Below are 19203 nucleotides of genomic sequence, written 5' to 3'. Positions count from 1 at the left end.
TTTTAAACCTACACACAAAATTTGCGATCGTTGGTTCAAAAAATGAACACTTTCGTGAACAACGGGTACTCCTTCGTTAACAATGGGTACTCTTTCGTGAACAACGGGTACTCTTTCGTTAACAATGGGTACTCTTTCGTTCAGAAAACGAGTGCATTGCTATTGCAATTATTCTTCAGATATGGTATTATCCATAATTGCCTGTTGGAGATTTGCGCCGTCAAGTTTAGCTCCCTTCAGGTTAGCGCCTTTGAGATTTGCGCCGGCGAGGTTAGCACCTTTAAGGTTAGCCCATGACAAGTTTGCACCGCGCAAATCCGCTTCACTCAGGTTAGCGCGAAATAGATACGCACAAGTTAGGTGAGCCTTGCTAAGATTAGCTTTATAGAGGTGAGCTTTGTAAAGGTAAGCCCCGATAATTTCTGCTGCGTGTAAATTAGCTTCGCCCAAATCAGCCGCAATCAAGTTAGTCTCAATCAGGTTGGCAAAACTCAGGTTAGCGCGGATCAGTTTTGCTGTACCTAAGTCAGCCTCTTTTAAGTCAGCAGCACTCAAGTCAGCACCTATAAGATTAGCATCTGCGATCGCCGCACCTCGAAGATTTGCCCCCCTCAAGTCACAGCCAATCAGGTTAGCATGGCACAGATCCGCCTGTGTCAGGATAGCACCGCTCAAGTTAGCAACACTGAAGTTAGCTGTACTCAAATTAGCTTCAATCAGTTTGGCATTGTGGAGATTCGCACTACTCAAGTCAGCACCACTAAGATTTGCGCGTACAAGTAAAGCATTACTTAAATCTGCTTTAGTTAAATTCACCCCTTGGAGGTTTGCACCTCTGAGGTTATCTCCAGAGAGATTTGCGGTACTGATATCTGGTTCAATCTGGGGATTTTGATTTCTCCACTCAATCCATTGGACTGCACCAGCTTTCAGTAAAGCCAGATGCGCTTGATTGGCCATTGTCTCTCCTTTACTCCTGACGACCACTCTGGGGATTTGCCCGACCTGTAACATTTTCAATTGCTGTTAACGCGCCAGCTGCACCTGCAAGAATATCTCGTTCTTGTCCACCTAAATATAGCCGTCCAAAGCTACCTACCGCTTGTACTTCCAAAATATTAATCGAAGCTGCTTTTTCTGCTTCGTTTGCAGCTAGTGCCGCATAAGCAGCAGGCTCAACTTCTAAAACATACAAAGTTTGCCCGGCTAATAATAACTGTCCCCGGCGCGTGCGATTAATTAGTTGTGTTTGGTAAGCATCAATATTGCGGATAATCTGACTAGAAACAACTCTTGGTTTGATACATTCTTCTCTTTTAACACCTAATGCTGCCAAAATAGCTTGACCAGCCGATCGCGTTTCCCCTTGGGAGCTAGAATGAACTTCTAATAGACCGTAAAGTCGTTCAACTACCTGTACCCCCGGACGCACAGAAGCCGATTTCAAAGCAATATCTGTAATTTTATTGATTTCAATTCCCGGAGAAATTTCAATCCACAGGGATGTATCCCCTGGTAAGGGCAAGAAACCTTGAGCTACGGTTCCCATATATGCTGCATGTTGAGGTTGCAGGTTGTCGAGAAATACGAAACTGCGTAGTTCTATTCCCAAGGTATTATTCTCCAATCATCGGGCTAAACGTGATCTGTTGCAATATATGAGTGTACCCGATAGTCAGTGGTTATTTGTCATTGGTCATTGGTCATTGGTCTTTTGTTATTTGTTTCCCTTGTCTACTGTGCGGTCATGTCGATTCCCAGACAAGGTAAATACAGCACTCACCAAAACCGAAACAGCGATGATTGAATACCACAGAGAAAGCAGCTTACTCATACTCCAGCCGGGTTTCATCATATCGCCACTGTTGGCACCATGATACCAGCGATCGGGAAAAAAGAAATCAATAATGACATTTGACCAGATGCAATAATAAATATTATTGACCACAAAATGCTGCCAAAGCACAGCGGAAACAACCATGCAGCACAAAAAGACAAATAAGAATTTGAGTACAGAAGACATAGAATTGATAGTTATTAAGGGAAGTATTCGATGTTGTAGCTTTTAACATCAATTGCAATTTTTGGTTTTCCGGTATATGACTGGTGTACATAAAGAATTTTCTCTATGCACTACTGCTGTAAGAAAAATTTGAAGTGACAGATGGGTAGCTTGGCTTGAGGAACGAAACCCAACATTTGGCGGGTTTTGTTGGGTTTTGCTTGCGCCTCAACCCAAGCTAAAATTCTCTGCTGCTGTCAGAAAAATTTGAAGTGACAGCACCGCGTTCAAAAGTTCTGGCAATTTGGCAGCACAAGTTTCTGTTTTGCGGTTTAAATAAGATTACCAACAAAACGCAACAGCGCAAAATCGCCAGTTGTTGACCCAAAGCTGTAGAATAACACATCAGCAAACTTACAGCGCTCGGTCATCGCTTCACTACAACTGGCTAGTAATTTACTAGAAAACAAATAGTTAATGTGCGATCACTCTCAGAATTAGGGCGATCGCAACTACAAATTTTTCAGTAAAATTAAGGAATTTCCAAATAAAAAAATATTCCAATTATTAACTTACCAAACCCGCAAATCGTAGTAGGGGCGGGGTTACCCCGCCCCTACAATTTGGCATAATTTATTTTTTGGAGTTCCCTAAACTAATATCTCTCCAATAACAACTTAACTTCTGCTTCCAAGTCCCAATCTTTCATTGCTTGCCATTCTGCTTGGCGTACTGCTAAAAAAGCTTTAGATAACTGGGGATTTAAAGCATTTAATAAAACATGGTTCTGTCTAAGATGGTCGATCGCTTCTCCAAGATTACTCGGTAAAGAGTGAATACCATTGGCTAAACGTTGCTCAATTGGCAAATTTCCGGGGTCTTCTGTGACTGGATTGGGTGGTTCTAAACCTCGCTGTACACCATCTAATCCAGCAGCAATTATCGCACCTAAAGCCAAGAAAGGATTCGCTGATGCATCGACGGTTTTTACCTCGAAATGACTAGAACTGCTTAACCCCGGATCGCTAGGTACTCTAACAGCAGCTTCCCGATTATCTGGTCCCCAACAACGGAAAGCACCACTCCAAGTGTGAGGACGGATGCGGCGGTAAGAGTTAACACTAGGGGTAGTTAATGCCATCAGTGCTGGCAGATGCTCCAGGATGCCAGCAATAAACGCTCTACCAGTCTGGGAAAGACCACAGACACCTTGAGCATCAGGGAGGAGGTTTTGCCCGTCACGCCAAAGGCTGAGATGGATGTGACAACCGCTACTTGCAGCTTCAGGGAAGATTTTTGGTAAGAAAGAAGCTGTAAGATTGTGTTGACGAGCGATCGCACTTACTGTTTCGCGAAAACCAATCTGCCAGTTAGCAGCCTGTAAAGCATCGGTATATCGCACAGAAATTTCCTGCTGACCAGGGCCTGATTCTGGGTAATACTGCTCTACAGGAATGCCTTGAGCAATGAGTGCATCGGCTATAGCATCAATCACTTCCCGATTGATATCCATTGATTGTGTTGCCCCAAACACCGTAGAATCTGTAGGCACAATTCCCGCATCTGTTTGTCGTAGTAAGTAAAACTCGTTTTCAAATGCGGCTTGAATGTCCAATCCCTGACTTTTCGCTGCGGCGATCATCTGCATGAGAAAATTTCGCGGACAGAAAGCCCAAGGTTGCCCATCAAGTATCATGTTACCTAGAACACGAGCATGACCAGGGGCATAGGGTAAAGGCGTAAGGCTAGACCAATCTGGTACTAAGCGAATCTCACCCACTGGTGCAACACCACTATCAGGAGCGATCGCATCATACATTACAGGTATTCCCTGTTCCCCGGCAGATATGCCCACACCATGTTCAAAATAGTGAGACAACATTTTTAAATGAACAGCTTTCCCACGAATGATATTGGCATTATCGCACCAAAGAATGCGGACAAATTTTACCCCAGCCTCGTGAAGAGATTTTTTGATTTTTTTAAAAGTATATTGTTCACCCATCGCTCATCCCATCCTGTGGTTGAGTTGATGGGACAATTTTCCCACGCTTGTCAATTTTCTTGATAATTAGATTGTGATGAGGGAGTGTGGGGAGTGTGGGGAGTGTGGGGAGTTTGGGGAGTTTGGGGAGACAAACAATTCACGCATTCGCTCATTAAGATTTTTTTTTGACTTTTGACTTTTGACTTTTGACTTCCCCGAAGGGGTAGTCCAATGCCCAATGACACCCTCTGCACAGTAAAATGACAGCGACACCACCTTTTAGAGGAGAAACTCGTGAGCATTTATCTTGATTCGGCAATTATCGCTGAAGCCCAGGCTGCGAAGGAATTGGGTTGGGTAAAAGGCATCACGACCAACCCAACTCTTTTGGCGAAAAGCGATTTACCAGTAGAGACTACTCTCAAACGACTGGCACAGTTAACTCAAGGCCCTGTATTTTACCAGCTGATGTCCTCAGATTTTGATGAAATGCTAGCAGAAGGGCGGGCAGCTTTTGGAATCATTGGTAACCAAACTGTACTGAAAATTCCCGCATCGTTGGTAGGATTTCAGGTAGTTGCAGCATTGGAAGGGGAAATTTCCTGTGCGGTAACAGGAATATATAGTGCTTCCCAAGCAGCGATAGCAAAGGAAGCGGGTGCAAAATATGCGATCGCTTATGTTAATCGAGCGACTAAACTTTTAGGTGATGGTATCGCCTTGTTACAGCAGATGTCCAGCGTTGTAGCAGGTAGCAGTACAGAAATTATGGCAGCAAGTATCAAATCCCCAGAAGAAGCAGTAGCATCTCTCCAAGCAGGCGCCCAACATCTCACCTTACCTTTAGGGATGTTGCAAGCGATGACTACTCATGAACTCTCACTGCAAACTATTGATGAATTCACCAAAAATGGGCGTGGCATTTGGGTATCTTGTAAACTCTGACACTAGTCAACAGTCAACAGTCAACAGTCATTAATTCTCCCCTCATCTGCCTCATCCCATGCCCCATGCCCCTAAATAAAAAATAATGACAGAAAAAATCACAGCTGTATTTGATGGCAAAGTGTTCTATCCTAGTGAACCCCTAGCTTTACCAGCCAATACCCGTGTGCGGTTGAGTATAGAAGTTTTACCACCAGAAAAGCAGGAAAGTGTATCATTTTTAATGACCGCGCGATCGCTCAAACTAAAAGCGCCAGCTGATTGGTCTACCAACATTGATAAATATTTGTAAGTTCTAAAAATTCAGCATGAAGTCTGAAATTTTTCTTGATACAACATTTGCGATCGCCTTATCTGCACCGCAAGATAACTTACATCAGCGCGCTGTTCAACTAGCTGAACTTTTAGAAACAGCAGGTACACGCTTAGTCACAACACAAGCAGTGATGTTAGAAATTGGCAATATTTTATCTAAACAACCATTACGTCATGGGGCAGTCATGTTATTAACCGCCTTAGCAGCAGATTCTAAGGTAGCAATTGTACCTTTATCTCCAGAACTCTATGACAGAGCTTTTCAGCTATATTGCGATCGCTCTGAGAAAGAATGGAAATTTACAGATTGCGTATCTTTTATAGTCATGCAATATAGTGGAATCACAGAAGCTTTAACTGCCAATGAACATTTTCAACAGGCTGGTTTTCGGGCTTTGTTGCGAGAAGAAAAAAATTAAATAACCTGTTCCAACTTTTTAGGACTTCCAAATAAAAAAATATTCCATTGTTATTGTTCAGAGTCAACAATCAACAGTCAACCGTCAACCGTCAACCACTTTCGCCGTCAAGTAAATGCCCTGACTCAACGTTTAAAATCTCGCTGGTCAGATTTTTTAGACAAGAGCATTGGTTGAGAACCAACGATGTTTCTGTATTTAATATTAAAGAAGGTGAATTTGTGACAGGAGACAAAATAACTAAGTAGCAATGAGGTGATTCACCAATTGTTTGAAAGCAACCACAACAACTCTCAACTCGGATTGAACATAAGAGGAATTGACAAATATGAGTTTATCCGGTGAACAGCGCAAACAATTACAATCGGCTTTTATTGATGCTTTTCCTAACACAGAATCCCTAGAACAGATGTTGTCGTTTGGATTAAATATAAATCTAAGAACAATTGCAGGCGAAGGGAGTTTACAAGATATTGTCTTTAAACTGATACAAACAGCAGAAGCACAGGGATGGATTGAAGACTTAATCCGTGCAGCGTGTAGTAAAAACCCTGGAAATCCAAATTTACAAGCTATTGCCCAAACACTTGAACCGACTTCTAAAATCAGGCATAAAGATTCGTTTCCTCAACAACCAATAACAAATAATATATATAAACTACCTTTTAATCAACTTGTTAAAAACAAATTAATTACAGGTGGTACAATTCTTCTAATTGGATTAGCAGGGTTTGGCTTATATTATAGCCAGAAAAGCAACTCGCTTAATGCTCCCTTTTATTACTATTCTCAAGGGCTTGCTCACAAAGAAAAGAACGAATGGGACGAAGCAATAAAGGATTTTACTGAAGCTATCAACTTGAAACCTAATTATCCTGATGCTTACTATAATCGGGGGCTTGCTCACAAAGAAAAGAACGAATGGGACGAAGCAATAAAGGATTTTACTGAAGCTATCAACTTGAAATCTAATTATCCTGATGCTTACTATAATCGGGGGCTTGCTCACAAAGAAAAGAACGAATGGGACGAAGCAATAAAGGATTTTACTGAAGCTATCAACTTGAAACCTAATTATCCCGATGCTTACTATAATCGGGGGCTTGCTCACAAGGGAAAGAACGAATGGGACGAAGCAATAAAGGATTTTACTGAAGCTATCAACTTGAAACCTAATTATCCCGATCCCAATGTTTACTATAACCGAGGGCTTGCTTACAGGGGAAAGAACGAATGGGACGAAGCAATAAAGGATTTTACTGAAGCTATCAACTTGAAACCTAATTATCCCGATGCTTACTATAATCGAGGGCTTGCCTACAAAGATAAAGGTAGTAAAAACGAAGCAGTAAAAGATTTCAATAAAACTCTGACTTTAACAGATAATGTATTTTTAAAACAAAAGGCCATACAACGACTTCAAGAGTTGGATCTCACCACAAAATGACCAGTATAACCGTTTATCTGTCCAAAAAGTTTTAAGTCTATTACTATAATTTATCAAAAAACTAAGAAAAACCAATGTCGCGCAAGGAAATTGCTCGGTCGAAGCTAGAGCATAGAAAATTAGGCATAGAAAAGAGTCCACCAATGCCCAATGCCCCATTAATAATGTAACTTTGCTCACTTTAATAATTTTTTCATCTGTGCAAGGCGAACAGAAAGAATTTTGCCAAGTTTGTTACATTTTTATTAAGAATAGTTACAACAGTCGTAACATAAGGAAACATTTATCATGGAAAATTCATGCTTAGATCAACCACCCCATCAAGTGGTGATTGTTGGTGGTGGTTTTGGTGGCTTGTATGCGGCAAAAGCACTTGCTAAAGCACCAGTCAATGTTACGCTCATTGATAAACGCAACTTTCATTTATTTCAACCACTGCTATACCAAGTTGCTACAGGTAATTTATCACCCGCTGATATTTCTTCACCCTTGCGATCGGTGCTGAGTAAAAACAAAAATACTCAAGTATTGTTGGGATCTGTGAATAATATCGATCCCCAAGGACAGAAAGTCATACTGGGTGATGAAGCAATACCTTATGATACATTGATTGTGGCTACAGGTGCTAAACATTCCTACTTTGGGAAAGACGAATGGGAAGAATTTGCGCCCGGTTTAAAAACTGTAGAAGATGCTATAGAAATGCGTCGGCGAATTTTTACAGCCTTTGAAGCCGCAGAAAAAGAAACTGATCCAGTAAAACGTCGTGCTTGGTTAACCTTTGTGATTGTGGGTGGTGGCCCTACAGGGGTAGAATTAGCAGGTGCGATCGCAGAGCTAGCATACCAAACCCTCAAAGAAGATTTTCGCAAGATAGACACATCAGAAGCCAGAATTCTTTTATTAGAAGGTATGGATCGTATCCTGCCACCTTTTTCCCCTGATTTATCACAAACAGCAGAAAAATCTCTTAAAGAATTGGGCGTTATTGTGCAAACAAAAACCTTGGTAACCAACATTGAAAATGATATTGTTACCATTAAACAAGGGGATGGAGTTAGAGAAATTGCCTCAAAAACAATATTGTGGGCAGCAGGTGTAAAAGCATCTCCAATGGGGAAAGTCTTAGCAGAAAGCACAAACGTTGAACTTGATCGCGCAGGCAGAGTTATTGTAGAATCAGACTTAAGTATTAAAGGATATTCTAATATTTTTGTAATTGGCGACTTAGCAAATTTTTCCCATCAAGACGGCAAACCTTTACCTGGTGTTGCACCAGTTGCCAAGCAAGAAGGAGAATATGTTGCCACACTAATTGAACAGAAGTTAAAAGGCAATATTCTGCCAGCATTTAATTACATCAGTCGAGGTAGTTTAGCAATTATCGGGCGAAATTTGGCTGTTGTCGATTTAGGTTTGATCAAGCTTAGAGGTTTCTTTGCATGGCTATTTTGGCTATTAGTGCATATCTACTTTTTAATTGAATTTAAAAACAAATTAATAGTAATCATTCAGTGGGCATGGAACTATGCTACCCATAATCGTGGCGCTAGATTGATTACAGGAGAAGAGTTACCAACTCCAACTAAACTTGACGATAGTCATACTTATTATGACTCCCCAAACAGTAGGCAACCAGTTAAAGTTTAGTAATCTGTATGGCAATACAGTTCAGTTAGAGCCAAAAACCTGATTCTTGCAATATTCTTAACTGAACCGTATTGATATATATGGGTGGAGTTTTTCCGCCCATCACCACGTAAAAATAGGTTAGGGCTAACTCTGGGAATTCAAAGAAGGAATAAGTTTAAGAGGATGTTTGAAAAGTCATCTTGTCGGTATCAAAAGTTTTAGATCCCTCTAAATCTCCCTTAAAAAGGGAGACTTTGATTCCGGTTCCCCCTTTTTAAGGGGGGTTAGGGGGGATCTGAATGTACTTAAAGTCATAGCAAAAAACTTTTCAAACACACTCTAAGAACAAATGACTAATGACTAATGACTAATGACTAATGACTAATTATTACCAACTGGTAAATTAACAATAAAAGTCGTACCTGTTCCTAATTTACTGGCAAAAGAGATATCTCCACCATGCAAATCTACATAATGTTTCACAATTGCCAGTCCTAAACCATTACCTGGGATATTACCTACATTACTACCCCTTTGAAAACAGGTGAATAAATTTTCTTGATCGGCATCGGGAATTCCAATACCTTCATCTTGGATACGGAAAATTACCTCTCCCGGCATATAAAAAAGCTCAAAGCTGACTGTACCACCTTCAGGGGAATATTTCACAGCATTGTTCAGCAAGTTAATGAGGATATGGCGTACCATTTTTTCATCCAAGCTGATCAATTGTGGATTTTTTGGATTGATAGAAGGTTGTGTAAGGACGTTTATTCCGATTTTTTTAAAGATAACATTGTGGGTTTTGTTAGCGGTAAGCTGAATATCTGCTACTAAATTTTGGCAGAATTTTTCTAAATCTAATGGTTCGGGATTAAACTGATTTTTTACTGTTTCTGCTTTGCCTATCAACAAAACATCATTCAATAAATGTTCAAGATGTTGTACAGATTTTTGAATGTAATTGAGATATTCATCTTTTTTCGACTCATTTAATTGATGACTATGATCTGTGAGTAATTCAGTACAAGTTAAAATATTACTTAAGGGATTACGAAACTCATGACTGAGCATTGAAAAAAATTGGCTTTTAATTTTTTGGCGTTCTTTTTCTTCCTCTAAAGCTTCGCGCATCATCACTTCTGTTTGATGCTTGTTTAAGGCAATTTCAATAGTAGTAATTAATTGCATTTCTGCAAATGGTTTAAGTATATAGCCAAATGGCTGGGTAGTTTTTACTTTTTCTAAGTTGCTATGGTCAGTGTAAGCAGTCAAATAAACTACTGGTATATTAAAACGATTTCCAATTTCAGCAGCGGCTTCTATTCCACTTATCTTACCTTTCAATATCACATCCATCAAAACTAAATCTGGATGTAATTCTGCTGCTTTTGTAATTGCTTGTTCTCCATAAGCAGTCATTGCAGGAACAGTGTATCCTGCTTTCTCTAGACAAGCTTTAATATCATAAGCAATAATCATTTCATTTTCAACAACCAGGATTTTTGCTTTCATTTTTTATCAGGCTCCTAGTTTGGCTTGCTGAAAGTAATTGTAAATATATTTCCTCAAAATTATTGCTATTAATCATGCTTTCTAATTGTTATAATCTATTATCAAATAATTGACATATAGTGAATATTTGTTATATTGATATATACAAAATAACAAAAATGCAAGAGCATAAATAATATTTTCTATTTCATTTTTAGGTGATATTTATTTTCTAAACAAGCATATTTGGCTAAGGTGAAAAGTGGCTCATTAATCATCAAGTTATTGGAAATAGCACTCTCAATTTTTAGGGAGTTTTGATTAATCTAAAAATTATTACCTTGTAAAAATCAATTCCTCAGATACTTGATTAATGGGTTTTGCTGACTCTTCCTCAGCGATCGCTCTCCAAGGCTGTACAATTTCTCCATTGCGGATTTTTCCCCATTTGTTTCTGGGTAACTTAATTTTATAGTTTATTATTTATACTTCAGTGGTCATGGCAATTTCAAGTATAATTGCTTATGCAAAAATATCTTTGTATATAAATATATGTACTGTAGTAAAACAGACTTAGCTGATGCTAGGTGGTAATAGATTGATGACATTGCTACCCCGATCAAACAAATATCTAGCTGATACTGATAATTTACTGTAGATAGCTTAAGTCATAATTAATATTATTTCTTCAGTACTAGTGCTTAAAAGATATTACTGAGTATAAAGTTACATTAAAAACATATGGCTGATTGAAATCAATAAGAAGGTAGTACCAATGCCAAAATTTTTATTCCCATGTATGAAAATAGGCATGGAGCATTCCAGTCAGCCTTATGCCTTTCTTAGGTAAATTAGAAGTAAGGCGTAAAAAATAAACTGATGAACGCGATCGCTTCTTGTCTAGCATCTATCGTCAATGAAGAAAATGCTATCTATCCTTGGGAAAATCTGGAACCCACCCGTAAAGAATCTATCCAAAAGGCAATGGCTGCGGGAAAATACCCCAGTTGTATCGTTTATCCCCGCACCCAAGAACAACTAGCAGCCACTATTGCAGAGGCACATCGTCAAAATTTGCGTGTCCTCCCCTGCGGTAGTACTAGTAAACTTAGCTGGGGCGGTTTAGCTCAGAACATTGATGTGGTAGTTAGCACAGAACGCATCAATCGACTCATTGAACACGCCGTAGGTGATTTGACTGTTACAGTAGAAGCGGGCATGAGATTTTCTCATCTCCAAGGGATGTTGGCTAATTATCGCCAATTTCTTGCCCTTGACCCCACCGCACCAGAGTTGGCAACAATTGGCGGTATAGTAGCTACAGCGAATACAGGTTCCCTGAGACAGCGTTATGGTAGCGTGCGGGATCAGTTGCTAGGTATTAGCTTTGTGCGTGCTGATGGCGAAATTGCCAAAGCTGGGGGACGAGTGGTCAAAAATGTCGCCGGCTATGATTTGATGAAGTTATTTACCGGGTCTTACGGTTCATTAGGGATTATCACTCAAGTGACATTCCGAGTTTACCCGCAGCAAGAAGCATCAGCAACGGTGGTACTCACAGGCGCAGCGGAGATGATATCTAATGCAGCGGCGACTTTGCGAGGTTCGGCGTTAACCCCAACCCAAGCTGATTTACTATCTACTAAACTGGTATCTAGCCTCGATCTAGGTGAAGGATTAGGATTAATCGCGCGGTTTCAAAGTATTAGTGAGAGTGTGAACGAACAAGCAAACCGATTGTGGGATGTCGGGCAAGAGTTGGGATTAAAGGGGACAATTTATCAAGCAGAGGATGAAGCTAGTCTATGGCAGAGATTGCCAGAAAAAATGGATTCTGTCGCTACAGATTTTCCCATAACCTGCAAAATAGGAGTATTACCGACTGCTGCTTTAGAGATTTTAACTCAAGTAGAAATGGGAATTATTCATATTAGTAGTGGATTGGGACTATTGTGTTTAAATAGCCAAAAAGAAGCTTTGAAAATGCGCGAAATTTGCCAAGTTAATAGTGGTTTTCTCTCTATCTTGGAAGCACCAAATACAGTAAAAGAAAAATTTGATGTCTGGGGATATCGGGGTAATGCATTGGAATTAATGCGGCGGATTAAATCACAGTTTGATAGCAAAAATATTTTAAGTCCTGGTCGATTTGTGGGCGGGATTTGAAGACAGCAGCGCCTCTCTTCTCCTAAGGGGAGACGCTGCGCGAACGAGACGCTCCGCGTAGCTTGCTTCCCGTAGGGTACGACTCCGCTCGGCGACCGGGGCGCAGAGGGGATGAGGGGGACAAGGAGGACAAGGAGGACAAGGAGGACAAGGGGAGAATAAAAATTTGCCCAATGCCCAATGACAAATGACAAATGACAAATGACAAATGACAAATATGCAAATTTCCGAAAATTCTGTGAATAATACGGCGAGTTTGAAGAATTTACAGGGGTTTGATGAAAATCATCCACCCGATCCAAAGTTAATTGATAGTTGTGTCCATTGTGGATTTTGTCTTTCAACTTGTCCTAGTTATCGGGTACTCGGTAAGGAGATGGATTCCCCTAGGGGACGTATCTATTTAATGGATGCAATTAATGAGGGTGAAATTGCACTAAATACCGCAACGGTAGAACATTTTGATTCTTGTTTGGGGTGTCTGGCTTGTGTGACAACTTGTCCTTCTGGAGTGCAGTATGACAAGTTAATTTCTGCAACTCGTCACCAAGTTGAACGTAATTATTCGCGCAGTTTACCAGATACGTTGGTGAGGAAAATGATATTTTCCCTATTTCCCAACCCCGATATTTTGAGAATATTACTTGTGCCGTTGATGGTTTATCAAAAGTTGGGTTTTTCTAAACTGATTCGCGCTACGGGTTTACTCAAGAGTATATCTCCCAGGTTGGCAGCAATGGAATCAATTCTGCCAGAAATTACTTTGAAAACTTTTCAAAATAATTTACCGACGGTTATCCCCGCCAAAGGTGAGAAGCGCTACCGAGTCGGGATGATTTTGGGATGTGTACAACGGCTGTTTTTCTCTCCTGTGAATGAAGCCACGGTGCGGGTATTAACTGCAAATGGTTGTGAAGTTGTGATTCCCCAATCGCAAGGTTGTTGTGCAGCACTTCCCGAACACCAAGGACAAACAGAACAAGCGAAGGCTTTAGCCAGACAGATGATTGATAGTTTTGCTAATACTAATGTAGATTTTGTGATTATCAATGCTGCTGGTTGCGGACATACATTGAAAGAATACGGTCATATTTTAGCAGATGACCCAGAATATCGGGAAAAAGCGCAACAATTTGCTGCTAAGGTGAAAGATGCGCAAGAATTTTTGGCAAATGTGGGTTTAACAGCGAAACTTTTGCCAATTACAGATAAGCCGGTGAATTTGGTTTATCAAGATGCTTGTCATTTATTACATGGACAAAAAATTAGCGTCCAACCGCGTCAGTTGTTGCGACAAATTCCTGGGGTGAAGTTAAAAGAACCCTTAGATGCAGCTTTGTGTTGTGGTAGTGCTGGTGTTTATAATATGCTGCAACCAGAAGTGGCGGAAGAATTGGGTCAGCAAAAAGTACAGAATTTACTCAATACTGGGGCAAATTTAATTGCTTCTGCTAACCCTGGCTGTACATTGCAGATTACCAAGCATTTGCATTCGCAAGGTAAGAAAATCTCTGTGATTCACCCAATGGAATTGTTGGATTACTCAATTCGGGGAGAGAAGTTGGTGATTTAATTTGCCTATATAGTTTCCTAGATCCCCGACTTCTTCAAGGATACTGCTGGCGAATTAGGGTTAATATCCCTCGCTGATCCCGCAATCCCGCCGTCACCCTATAAGGGTGCGGCTAATCTAACAAAGCCCACCTACCCTTCGGGAACGACTCCGTCGTACGTGGGCTGAATTCTTTAGCCCACGAAGGTGGGCTTTGTAGGGATAGCCCCAAGCTTCCAGCCTGTGGGCGTTATTTCGGGTATGCGAGAGAACTTTTTTATCTAAATTGAGGGGTCAAAACCTTAAAAGATGCCAAGAAAATAGGCTTTAGTCCTCTGTTGGCTGTAACGATCAGCTAAGTCAGACCAAAACTATCCAAGCTGAATGCAGCGTTGAAGATAGGATAATAGCCTGAGTTTGGGCGATCGCAACAGGAGGTTAATTTTGACGAAGTTGAAAGTTGGCATTAATGGATTTGGTCGTATCGGGCGGCTTGTGCTTCGCGCTGGCATTAATAACCCCAATATTGAATTTCTGGGGATTAACGACCTAGTACCACCAGATAATTTGGCTTATCTGTTTAAATACGATTCAACTCACGGTAAATTTAAAGGTGAGGTACAAGCTCGCGAAGATGGCATCGTCATTGATGGACATTTCATCCCTTGTGTGTCGGTTCGCAATCCGGCTGAGTTGCCTTGGGGTACATTGGGTGTAGATTATGTTGTGGAAGCTACAGGTCTTTTTACTGGCCAAGAGGGAGCAACAAATCATCTGAAAGCTGGTGCAAAGCGGGTAGTAATTTCGGCTCCTACCAAAGATCCAGAACTGGTTCCTACCTTGCTGATGGGTGTTAATCATCACCTATTTGACCCCAGTAAGGATACTATTGTTTCCAATGCCAGCTGTACCACCAACTGTCTGGCTCCCGTAGCTAAGGTGATCAATGACAATTTTGGCTTGACTGAAGGGTTGATGACCACAGTTCACGCCATGACTGCTACCCAGCCAACTGTAGACGGGCCGAGTAAGAAAGACTGGCGGGGTGGTCGGGGTGCAGCCCAAAATATTATTCCTTCTTCCACAGGCGCAGCTAAAGCCGTGGCGCTGGTTTTGCCAGAATTAAAGGGTAAGTTGACGGGTATGGCTTTCCGAGTGCCCACTCCCGATGTTTCTGTAGTTGATTTAACATTTAAGACAGCCAAAGCCACTAGTTACAAAGAAATTTGTGCGGCGATGAAAGCAGCGGCTGAAGGTGAGCTAAAAGGAATACTTGGCTATACTGACGAAGAAGTAGTATCTACAGATTTTCAGGGTGATACTCATTCCAGTATCTTCGACGCAGGAGCTGGGATTGAACTGAACTCCAACTTCTTCAAGGTGGTTGCTTGGTACGACAACGAGTGGGGCTACTCCAATCGTGTAGTTGACCTAATGTTATCTATGGCACAGAAAGAAAAACTTGCCTCAGCAGTAGCTTTGGCTTGATGAGTCAATGGTCAATGGTCAATGGTCATTTGTCATTGGTCATTGGTCATTGGTCATTTGTTAATGGTCAAGAAAATCTAGACTGTTGACTGTTGACTGTTGACTGTTGATTTTGGACTTTTGGGATTGGTAAAACGACGCATAATTTTGATAGCAAAACTGGATTAAAAAGTGATTTTACTGAGCAGGAAAGTGATATGAAGCACTTGTGAATTTGGGCGCGTTAGCTGTCCAGGTCGCAGGTTATGGAGAAAACCCCAGGCTATTCCTCAACCCTTAATCCCTATGCGTCGAACCAAAATTATCTGTACTGTTGGACCTGCTACATCTGCTCCTGAGCGGCTACAAGCGTTGGTAGAAGCTGGGATGAATGTGGCACGGCTGAATTTTTCTCACGGGGCTTATGAATTTCATGCCCAGACGGCTCGCTATTTGAGGCAGATTAGTAGTCAGCAGCGAAAGCCGATCGCAATTATGCAAGACCTTTGTGGCCCGAAGATTCGCTTGGGAAAATTGCCACCGGAAGGGCTAATGGTGGAAGCTGGTAGTGATGTCACTTTTGTTTTACAAGATAAGGGTGAAAGTACTGACGAACTACCTTTGCCATTGCCGACTTTGTTTGCAATGGTACGACCAGGTGAACCAATTTCGATTAATGATGGTCGTGTAAAATTAGTTGTGAGCGATCGCGATGCCGATCGCATTCGCGCCCATGTCAAAATTGGTGGCTTAATTTCCACCCACAAAGGGGTAAACCTACCAGAAACTCGTCTCCCCGTCAGTTCCATCACCGAAAAAGATTTGCAGGATTTACGGTTTGGTATTCAGTTGGGTGTGGATTGGGTAGCAGTCTCCTTTGTCCAATCAGCCCAAGACCTCGAACCAGCCCAAAGAATGATTGAAGCTGCGGGAGCAAAAATTCGGGTAATCGCCAAAATCGAACGCCCAGAAGCGATCAAAAACTTTGATAGCATCCTCGCAGCCGCCGACGCTATTATGATTGCCCGTGGTGATTTAGGCGTAGAAATGCCGATTCACGAAGTTCCCCACATTCAAAAAGATATTATTCGCCGTTGCAATCGCGCTGGCAAACCAGTCATTACCGCCACGCAAATGCTGGAATCGATGATTAGCGCCCCCGATCCTACCCGTGCCGAAGCAACCGATGTTGCCAACTCCATCTGGGATGGTACGGATGCTGTCATGCTGTCTGGGGAAACGGCTGTGGGTGAATATCCCGTCGGTGCTGTCCAGATTATGCATAATATCGCCATGCGCACAGAACAGTCGTTAGAAGAAGGTGGTAAGCATTCTTGGTGTCATGAAGCAGGTAGTCTCAGTGTCACCGAATCTGTAGCCGAAGCAGTCTGTCGAATTGCCTATGAAATCGGCGCAAAGGCAATTCTCTGTAACACTTCTTCGGGGAGTACAGCGCAACTGGTTTCTAAATACCGCCCATCAACACCAATTATTGCCCTTACCCCCGAAGAAACTGTTTACCGCCAGCTAGCACTTTCTTGGGGTGTAATACCCTTGCTAATTCCGCCAGTACATAATGCAGAAGAAATGTTTATGAATGTGGTGAACACAGTCGTAGACATGGGTTTGGCAAAAGACGGTGAGCAAGTAGTGATTACCTCTGGTGTTCCAATTGGTAAATCAGGAACAACTAGTTTAATTAAAGTGCATTCTATTGGACAGCCGATTTTGGCATAAGGCATCTACAATGGAGCCGAGGCTCAAGACAGTAAGAATACTTGTTTGGGCAAAAATTAAGAAAAGTTGCCAGAATCAGAATTGAAGCCACAGCAAAGAGTGTAAACACGAGGGAAAAAAGTTATCTGAAGGATGAAGGATGAAGTATGAAGTATGAAAGTAAGCACCTATAAAGAGAAGAGTAAGTTTTTTCATCATTTATATTTCCGCCTTTACACTTCAGGTAAATCCTAAACAAGAATCACGGAGCAATTTATGTCTAAAAATTTACTAGAACAACTGCGCACCATGACTGTTGTGGTTGCGGATACCGGCGATATCCAAGCCATTGAAAAGTTCAAACCCCAAGACGCTACCACCAATCCTTCCTTGATTACTGCGGCTGCACAAATGCCAGAGTATCAGGAAATAGTCGATCAGACTTTACTCCAAGCGAAGAAAGATGCAGGCGCAGGTGCAACCCAAGCGCAAATTGTGACTATCGCTTTTGACCGTTTGGCGGTAGCTTTTGGGCTGAAAATTTTACAAATCATCCCCGGTCGGGTATCGACAGAAGTAGATGCGCGGTTGTCCTTCGATACCGAAGCCACTGTTACCAAAGCTAGAGAATTAATTGCCCAATACAAAGCTGCGGGAGTTTCCCGCGATCGCGTTTTAATTAAAATCGCCACCACTTGGGAAGGTATCCGGGCTGCGGAAATCCTAGAGAAAGAAGGTATTCATTGTAACCTAACATTACTATTTGGATTGCACCAAGCGATCGCCTGTGCCGAAGCTGGTGTGACCCTGATTTCTCCCTTCGTCGGTCGGATTCTCGACTGGTACAAAAAAGATACCGGACGGGACAGCTACCCCGCCGCAGAAGACCCAGGTGTATTGTCTGTAACCACGATTTACAACTATTACAAGAAATTCGGCTACAAAACCGAAGTTATGGGCGCTAGCTTCCGTAACATTGGCGAAATTACCGAATTAGCAGGTAGCGATTTGCTCACCATTTCCCCATCACTGTTAGCGGAATTGCAAGCAACCATTGGCGAACTACCCCGCAAACTCGACCCCGCTAATGCAGCCAGCTTGGAAATTGAAAAAATCTCCATCGACAAAGCCACCTTTGACAAAATGCACGCCAGCGATCGCATGGCTACTGACAAACTAGCAGAAGGTATTCAAGGATTCACCAAAGCTTTAGAAGACCTCGAAAAACTGTTAGCTAACAGACTGGCTACCCTAGAAGCTAAATCTACTACTTCTGTAGCTTAGTATTCGTTGCATTAATATTGATGCGTTACAAGATCCCCGACTTCTTCAAGAAGTCGGGGATCTTAGACTATCGATTTTGACAAATCAAATAGGACTGCTATATATATTTTTTTGCCACATGCACAGACACAAAGAATAACGTAAATCAGACAAGCCAGCACAATAGAACGTTTTTTGACAGTTGATGTCTACCTGAACTTGAGTTATTAGCAACAGATGAGATGATTCCTGCGTTCAAAATTATTACTACAGGAATATTGCACTTATTGCCTTAATAAAGCGCGATAGCGAGAAATTGAAATTGAAGAAGCTAGGAATTCGATTGTGATTATGGGAATCGGTGATTAGGGTAGATTTTGGTTTCATTGCGGGGACGCAATTCACAGGTTGAGAGAATGTTGTAGAAACTTCTCCTGTATGCGTTCTCTCCACACAATAGACGATTCCTCGATACATTAATTGATAAGCTACTGTTGGTGCTTGAACTTGCCTAGGCTCAATATTAGGGTCAACACGGTAGGTTAGCCCACGATAAGTCAAGTTATAAGCAGAACCTTTATGGCGAACTGGCTCAAATGGTTTTGTTACTTTTTTAGCTGCTTCTGAGGAATTATATTCGTAAGTAAGGCCGCGATAGTAGAGTTTCATTTTTTTGTGGATGCTTGCTGGTTTCTACAGGTAATGCCATACATGTTTAGTGTTTAGCAATCCCTTATTTTTCAAGTCAAAGTCAGATATATGGCAGACATAGAATCACCAGAACTTGACTAGGTTCAT

The 19203-nt window shown here is 41.6% G+C and carries 16 protein-coding genes; 10 read left to right on the top strand and 6 right to left on the bottom strand.

Annotated elements, in window-relative coordinates:
• Nucleotides 1-168: 168 nt before the first annotated feature.
• The 4 genes from AACU32_RS39825 to AACU32_RS39810 all read right to left on the bottom strand — a co-directional run bounded on the left by AACU32_RS39825 (nucleotide 169) and on the right by AACU32_RS39810 (nucleotide 4007).
• Nucleotides 169-960 (bottom strand): pentapeptide repeat-containing protein, encoded by a 792-nt coding sequence (locus AACU32_RS39825; RefSeq protein WP_096607698.1) that lies wholly within the window; start codon nucleotides 958-960, stop codon nucleotides 169-171.
• A 10-nt stretch (nucleotides 961-970) separates the two neighbouring features.
• On the bottom strand, nucleotides 971-1612 hold the full coding sequence (locus AACU32_RS39820) for a hypothetical protein (protein WP_096607697.1): 642 nt from the start codon (nucleotides 1610-1612) through the stop codon (nucleotides 971-973).
• Nucleotides 1613-1717: 105 nt separating this feature from the next.
• Nucleotides 1718-2023, bottom strand: a complete 306-nt coding sequence (locus AACU32_RS39815; RefSeq protein ID WP_339378644.1) for a hypothetical protein — start codon at nucleotides 2021-2023, stop codon at nucleotides 1718-1720.
• A 634-nt stretch (nucleotides 2024-2657) separates the two neighbouring features.
• Complete coding sequence (locus AACU32_RS39810) at nucleotides 2658-4007, bottom strand: glutamine synthetase family protein (protein WP_096607695.1); 1350 nt, start codon at nucleotides 4005-4007, stop codon at nucleotides 2658-2660.
• A gap of 276 nt (nucleotides 4008-4283) precedes the next feature.
• Between AACU32_RS39810 and AACU32_RS39805 the strand changes: the two genes are divergently transcribed.
• The 5 genes from AACU32_RS39805 to AACU32_RS39785 all read left to right on the top strand — a co-directional run bounded on the left by AACU32_RS39805 (nucleotide 4284) and on the right by AACU32_RS39785 (nucleotide 8765).
• Nucleotides 4284-4934: a transaldolase family protein gene (locus AACU32_RS39805; protein ID WP_096607694.1), complete on the top strand. Its 651-nt coding sequence runs from the start codon at nucleotides 4284-4286 to the stop codon at nucleotides 4932-4934.
• 85 nt (nucleotides 4935-5019) lie between these two features.
• Nucleotides 5020-5226 (top strand): antitoxin family protein, encoded by a 207-nt coding sequence (locus AACU32_RS39800; protein WP_096607693.1) that lies wholly within the window; start codon nucleotides 5020-5022, stop codon nucleotides 5224-5226.
• 16 nt (nucleotides 5227-5242) lie between these two features.
• Nucleotides 5243-5668, top strand: a complete 426-nt coding sequence (locus AACU32_RS39795; protein WP_096607692.1) for a type II toxin-antitoxin system VapC family toxin — start codon at nucleotides 5243-5245, stop codon at nucleotides 5666-5668.
• A 328-nt stretch (nucleotides 5669-5996) separates the two neighbouring features.
• The gene (locus AACU32_RS39790; protein WP_096607691.1) at nucleotides 5997-7115 is read left to right on the top strand and encodes a tetratricopeptide repeat protein; all 1119 of its coding nucleotides are present in this window, start codon (nucleotides 5997-5999) and stop codon (nucleotides 7113-7115) included.
• Nucleotides 7116-7403: 288 nt separating this feature from the next.
• Entirely contained in the window at nucleotides 7404-8765 is a 1362-nt protein-coding gene (locus AACU32_RS39785; RefSeq protein ID WP_096607690.1) for an NAD(P)/FAD-dependent oxidoreductase, read from the top strand.
• Nucleotides 8766-9128: 363 nt separating this feature from the next.
• Here AACU32_RS39785 and AACU32_RS39780 read toward each other — a convergent pair whose 3' ends face one another.
• A complete protein-coding gene (locus AACU32_RS39780; RefSeq protein ID WP_096607689.1) occupies nucleotides 9129-10262 on the bottom strand; it encodes a hybrid sensor histidine kinase/response regulator in 1134 nt (377 codons plus the stop codon).
• Between the two features lie 858 nt (nucleotides 10263-11120).
• On the opposite strand from AACU32_RS39780, the gene AACU32_RS39775 reads away from it, so the two are divergent.
• The 5 genes from AACU32_RS39775 (at nucleotide 11121) to AACU32_RS39755 (ending at nucleotide 18426) form a co-directional block, all read left to right on the top strand.
• Entirely contained in the window at nucleotides 11121-12407 is a 1287-nt protein-coding gene (locus AACU32_RS39775; protein ID WP_096607688.1) for an FAD-binding oxidoreductase, read from the top strand.
• Nucleotides 12408-12624: 217 nt separating this feature from the next.
• Nucleotides 12625-13980, top strand: a complete 1356-nt coding sequence (locus AACU32_RS39770) for a heterodisulfide reductase-related iron-sulfur binding cluster (RefSeq protein ID WP_096608381.1) — start codon at nucleotides 12625-12627, stop codon at nucleotides 13978-13980.
• A 423-nt stretch (nucleotides 13981-14403) separates the two neighbouring features.
• Nucleotides 14404-15447: a type I glyceraldehyde-3-phosphate dehydrogenase gene (gene gap / locus AACU32_RS39765; protein WP_096607687.1), complete on the top strand. Its 1044-nt coding sequence runs from the start codon at nucleotides 14404-14406 to the stop codon at nucleotides 15445-15447.
• 285 nt (nucleotides 15448-15732) lie between these two features.
• A complete protein-coding gene (gene pyk, locus AACU32_RS39760) occupies nucleotides 15733-17163 on the top strand; it encodes a pyruvate kinase (RefSeq protein ID WP_096607686.1) in 1431 nt (476 codons plus the stop codon).
• Between the two features lie 255 nt (nucleotides 17164-17418).
• On the top strand, nucleotides 17419-18426 hold the full coding sequence (locus AACU32_RS39755; protein WP_096607685.1) for a transaldolase: 1008 nt from the start codon (nucleotides 17419-17421) through the stop codon (nucleotides 18424-18426).
• A gap of 246 nt (nucleotides 18427-18672) precedes the next feature.
• On the opposite strand, the gene AACU32_RS39750 is transcribed toward AACU32_RS39755, so the two are convergent.
• Entirely contained in the window at nucleotides 18673-19074 is a 402-nt protein-coding gene (locus AACU32_RS39750; protein ID WP_096607684.1) for a DUF4278 domain-containing protein, read from the bottom strand.
• Nucleotides 19075-19203 lie beyond the last annotated feature (129 nt).

Source organism: Calothrix sp. NIES-2100 (assembly GCF_963875285.1).
Lineage (GTDB): Bacteria > Cyanobacteriota > Cyanobacteriia > Cyanobacteriales > Nostocaceae > Aulosira.
This window is presented reverse-complemented; position numbering and strand designations above follow the sequence as displayed.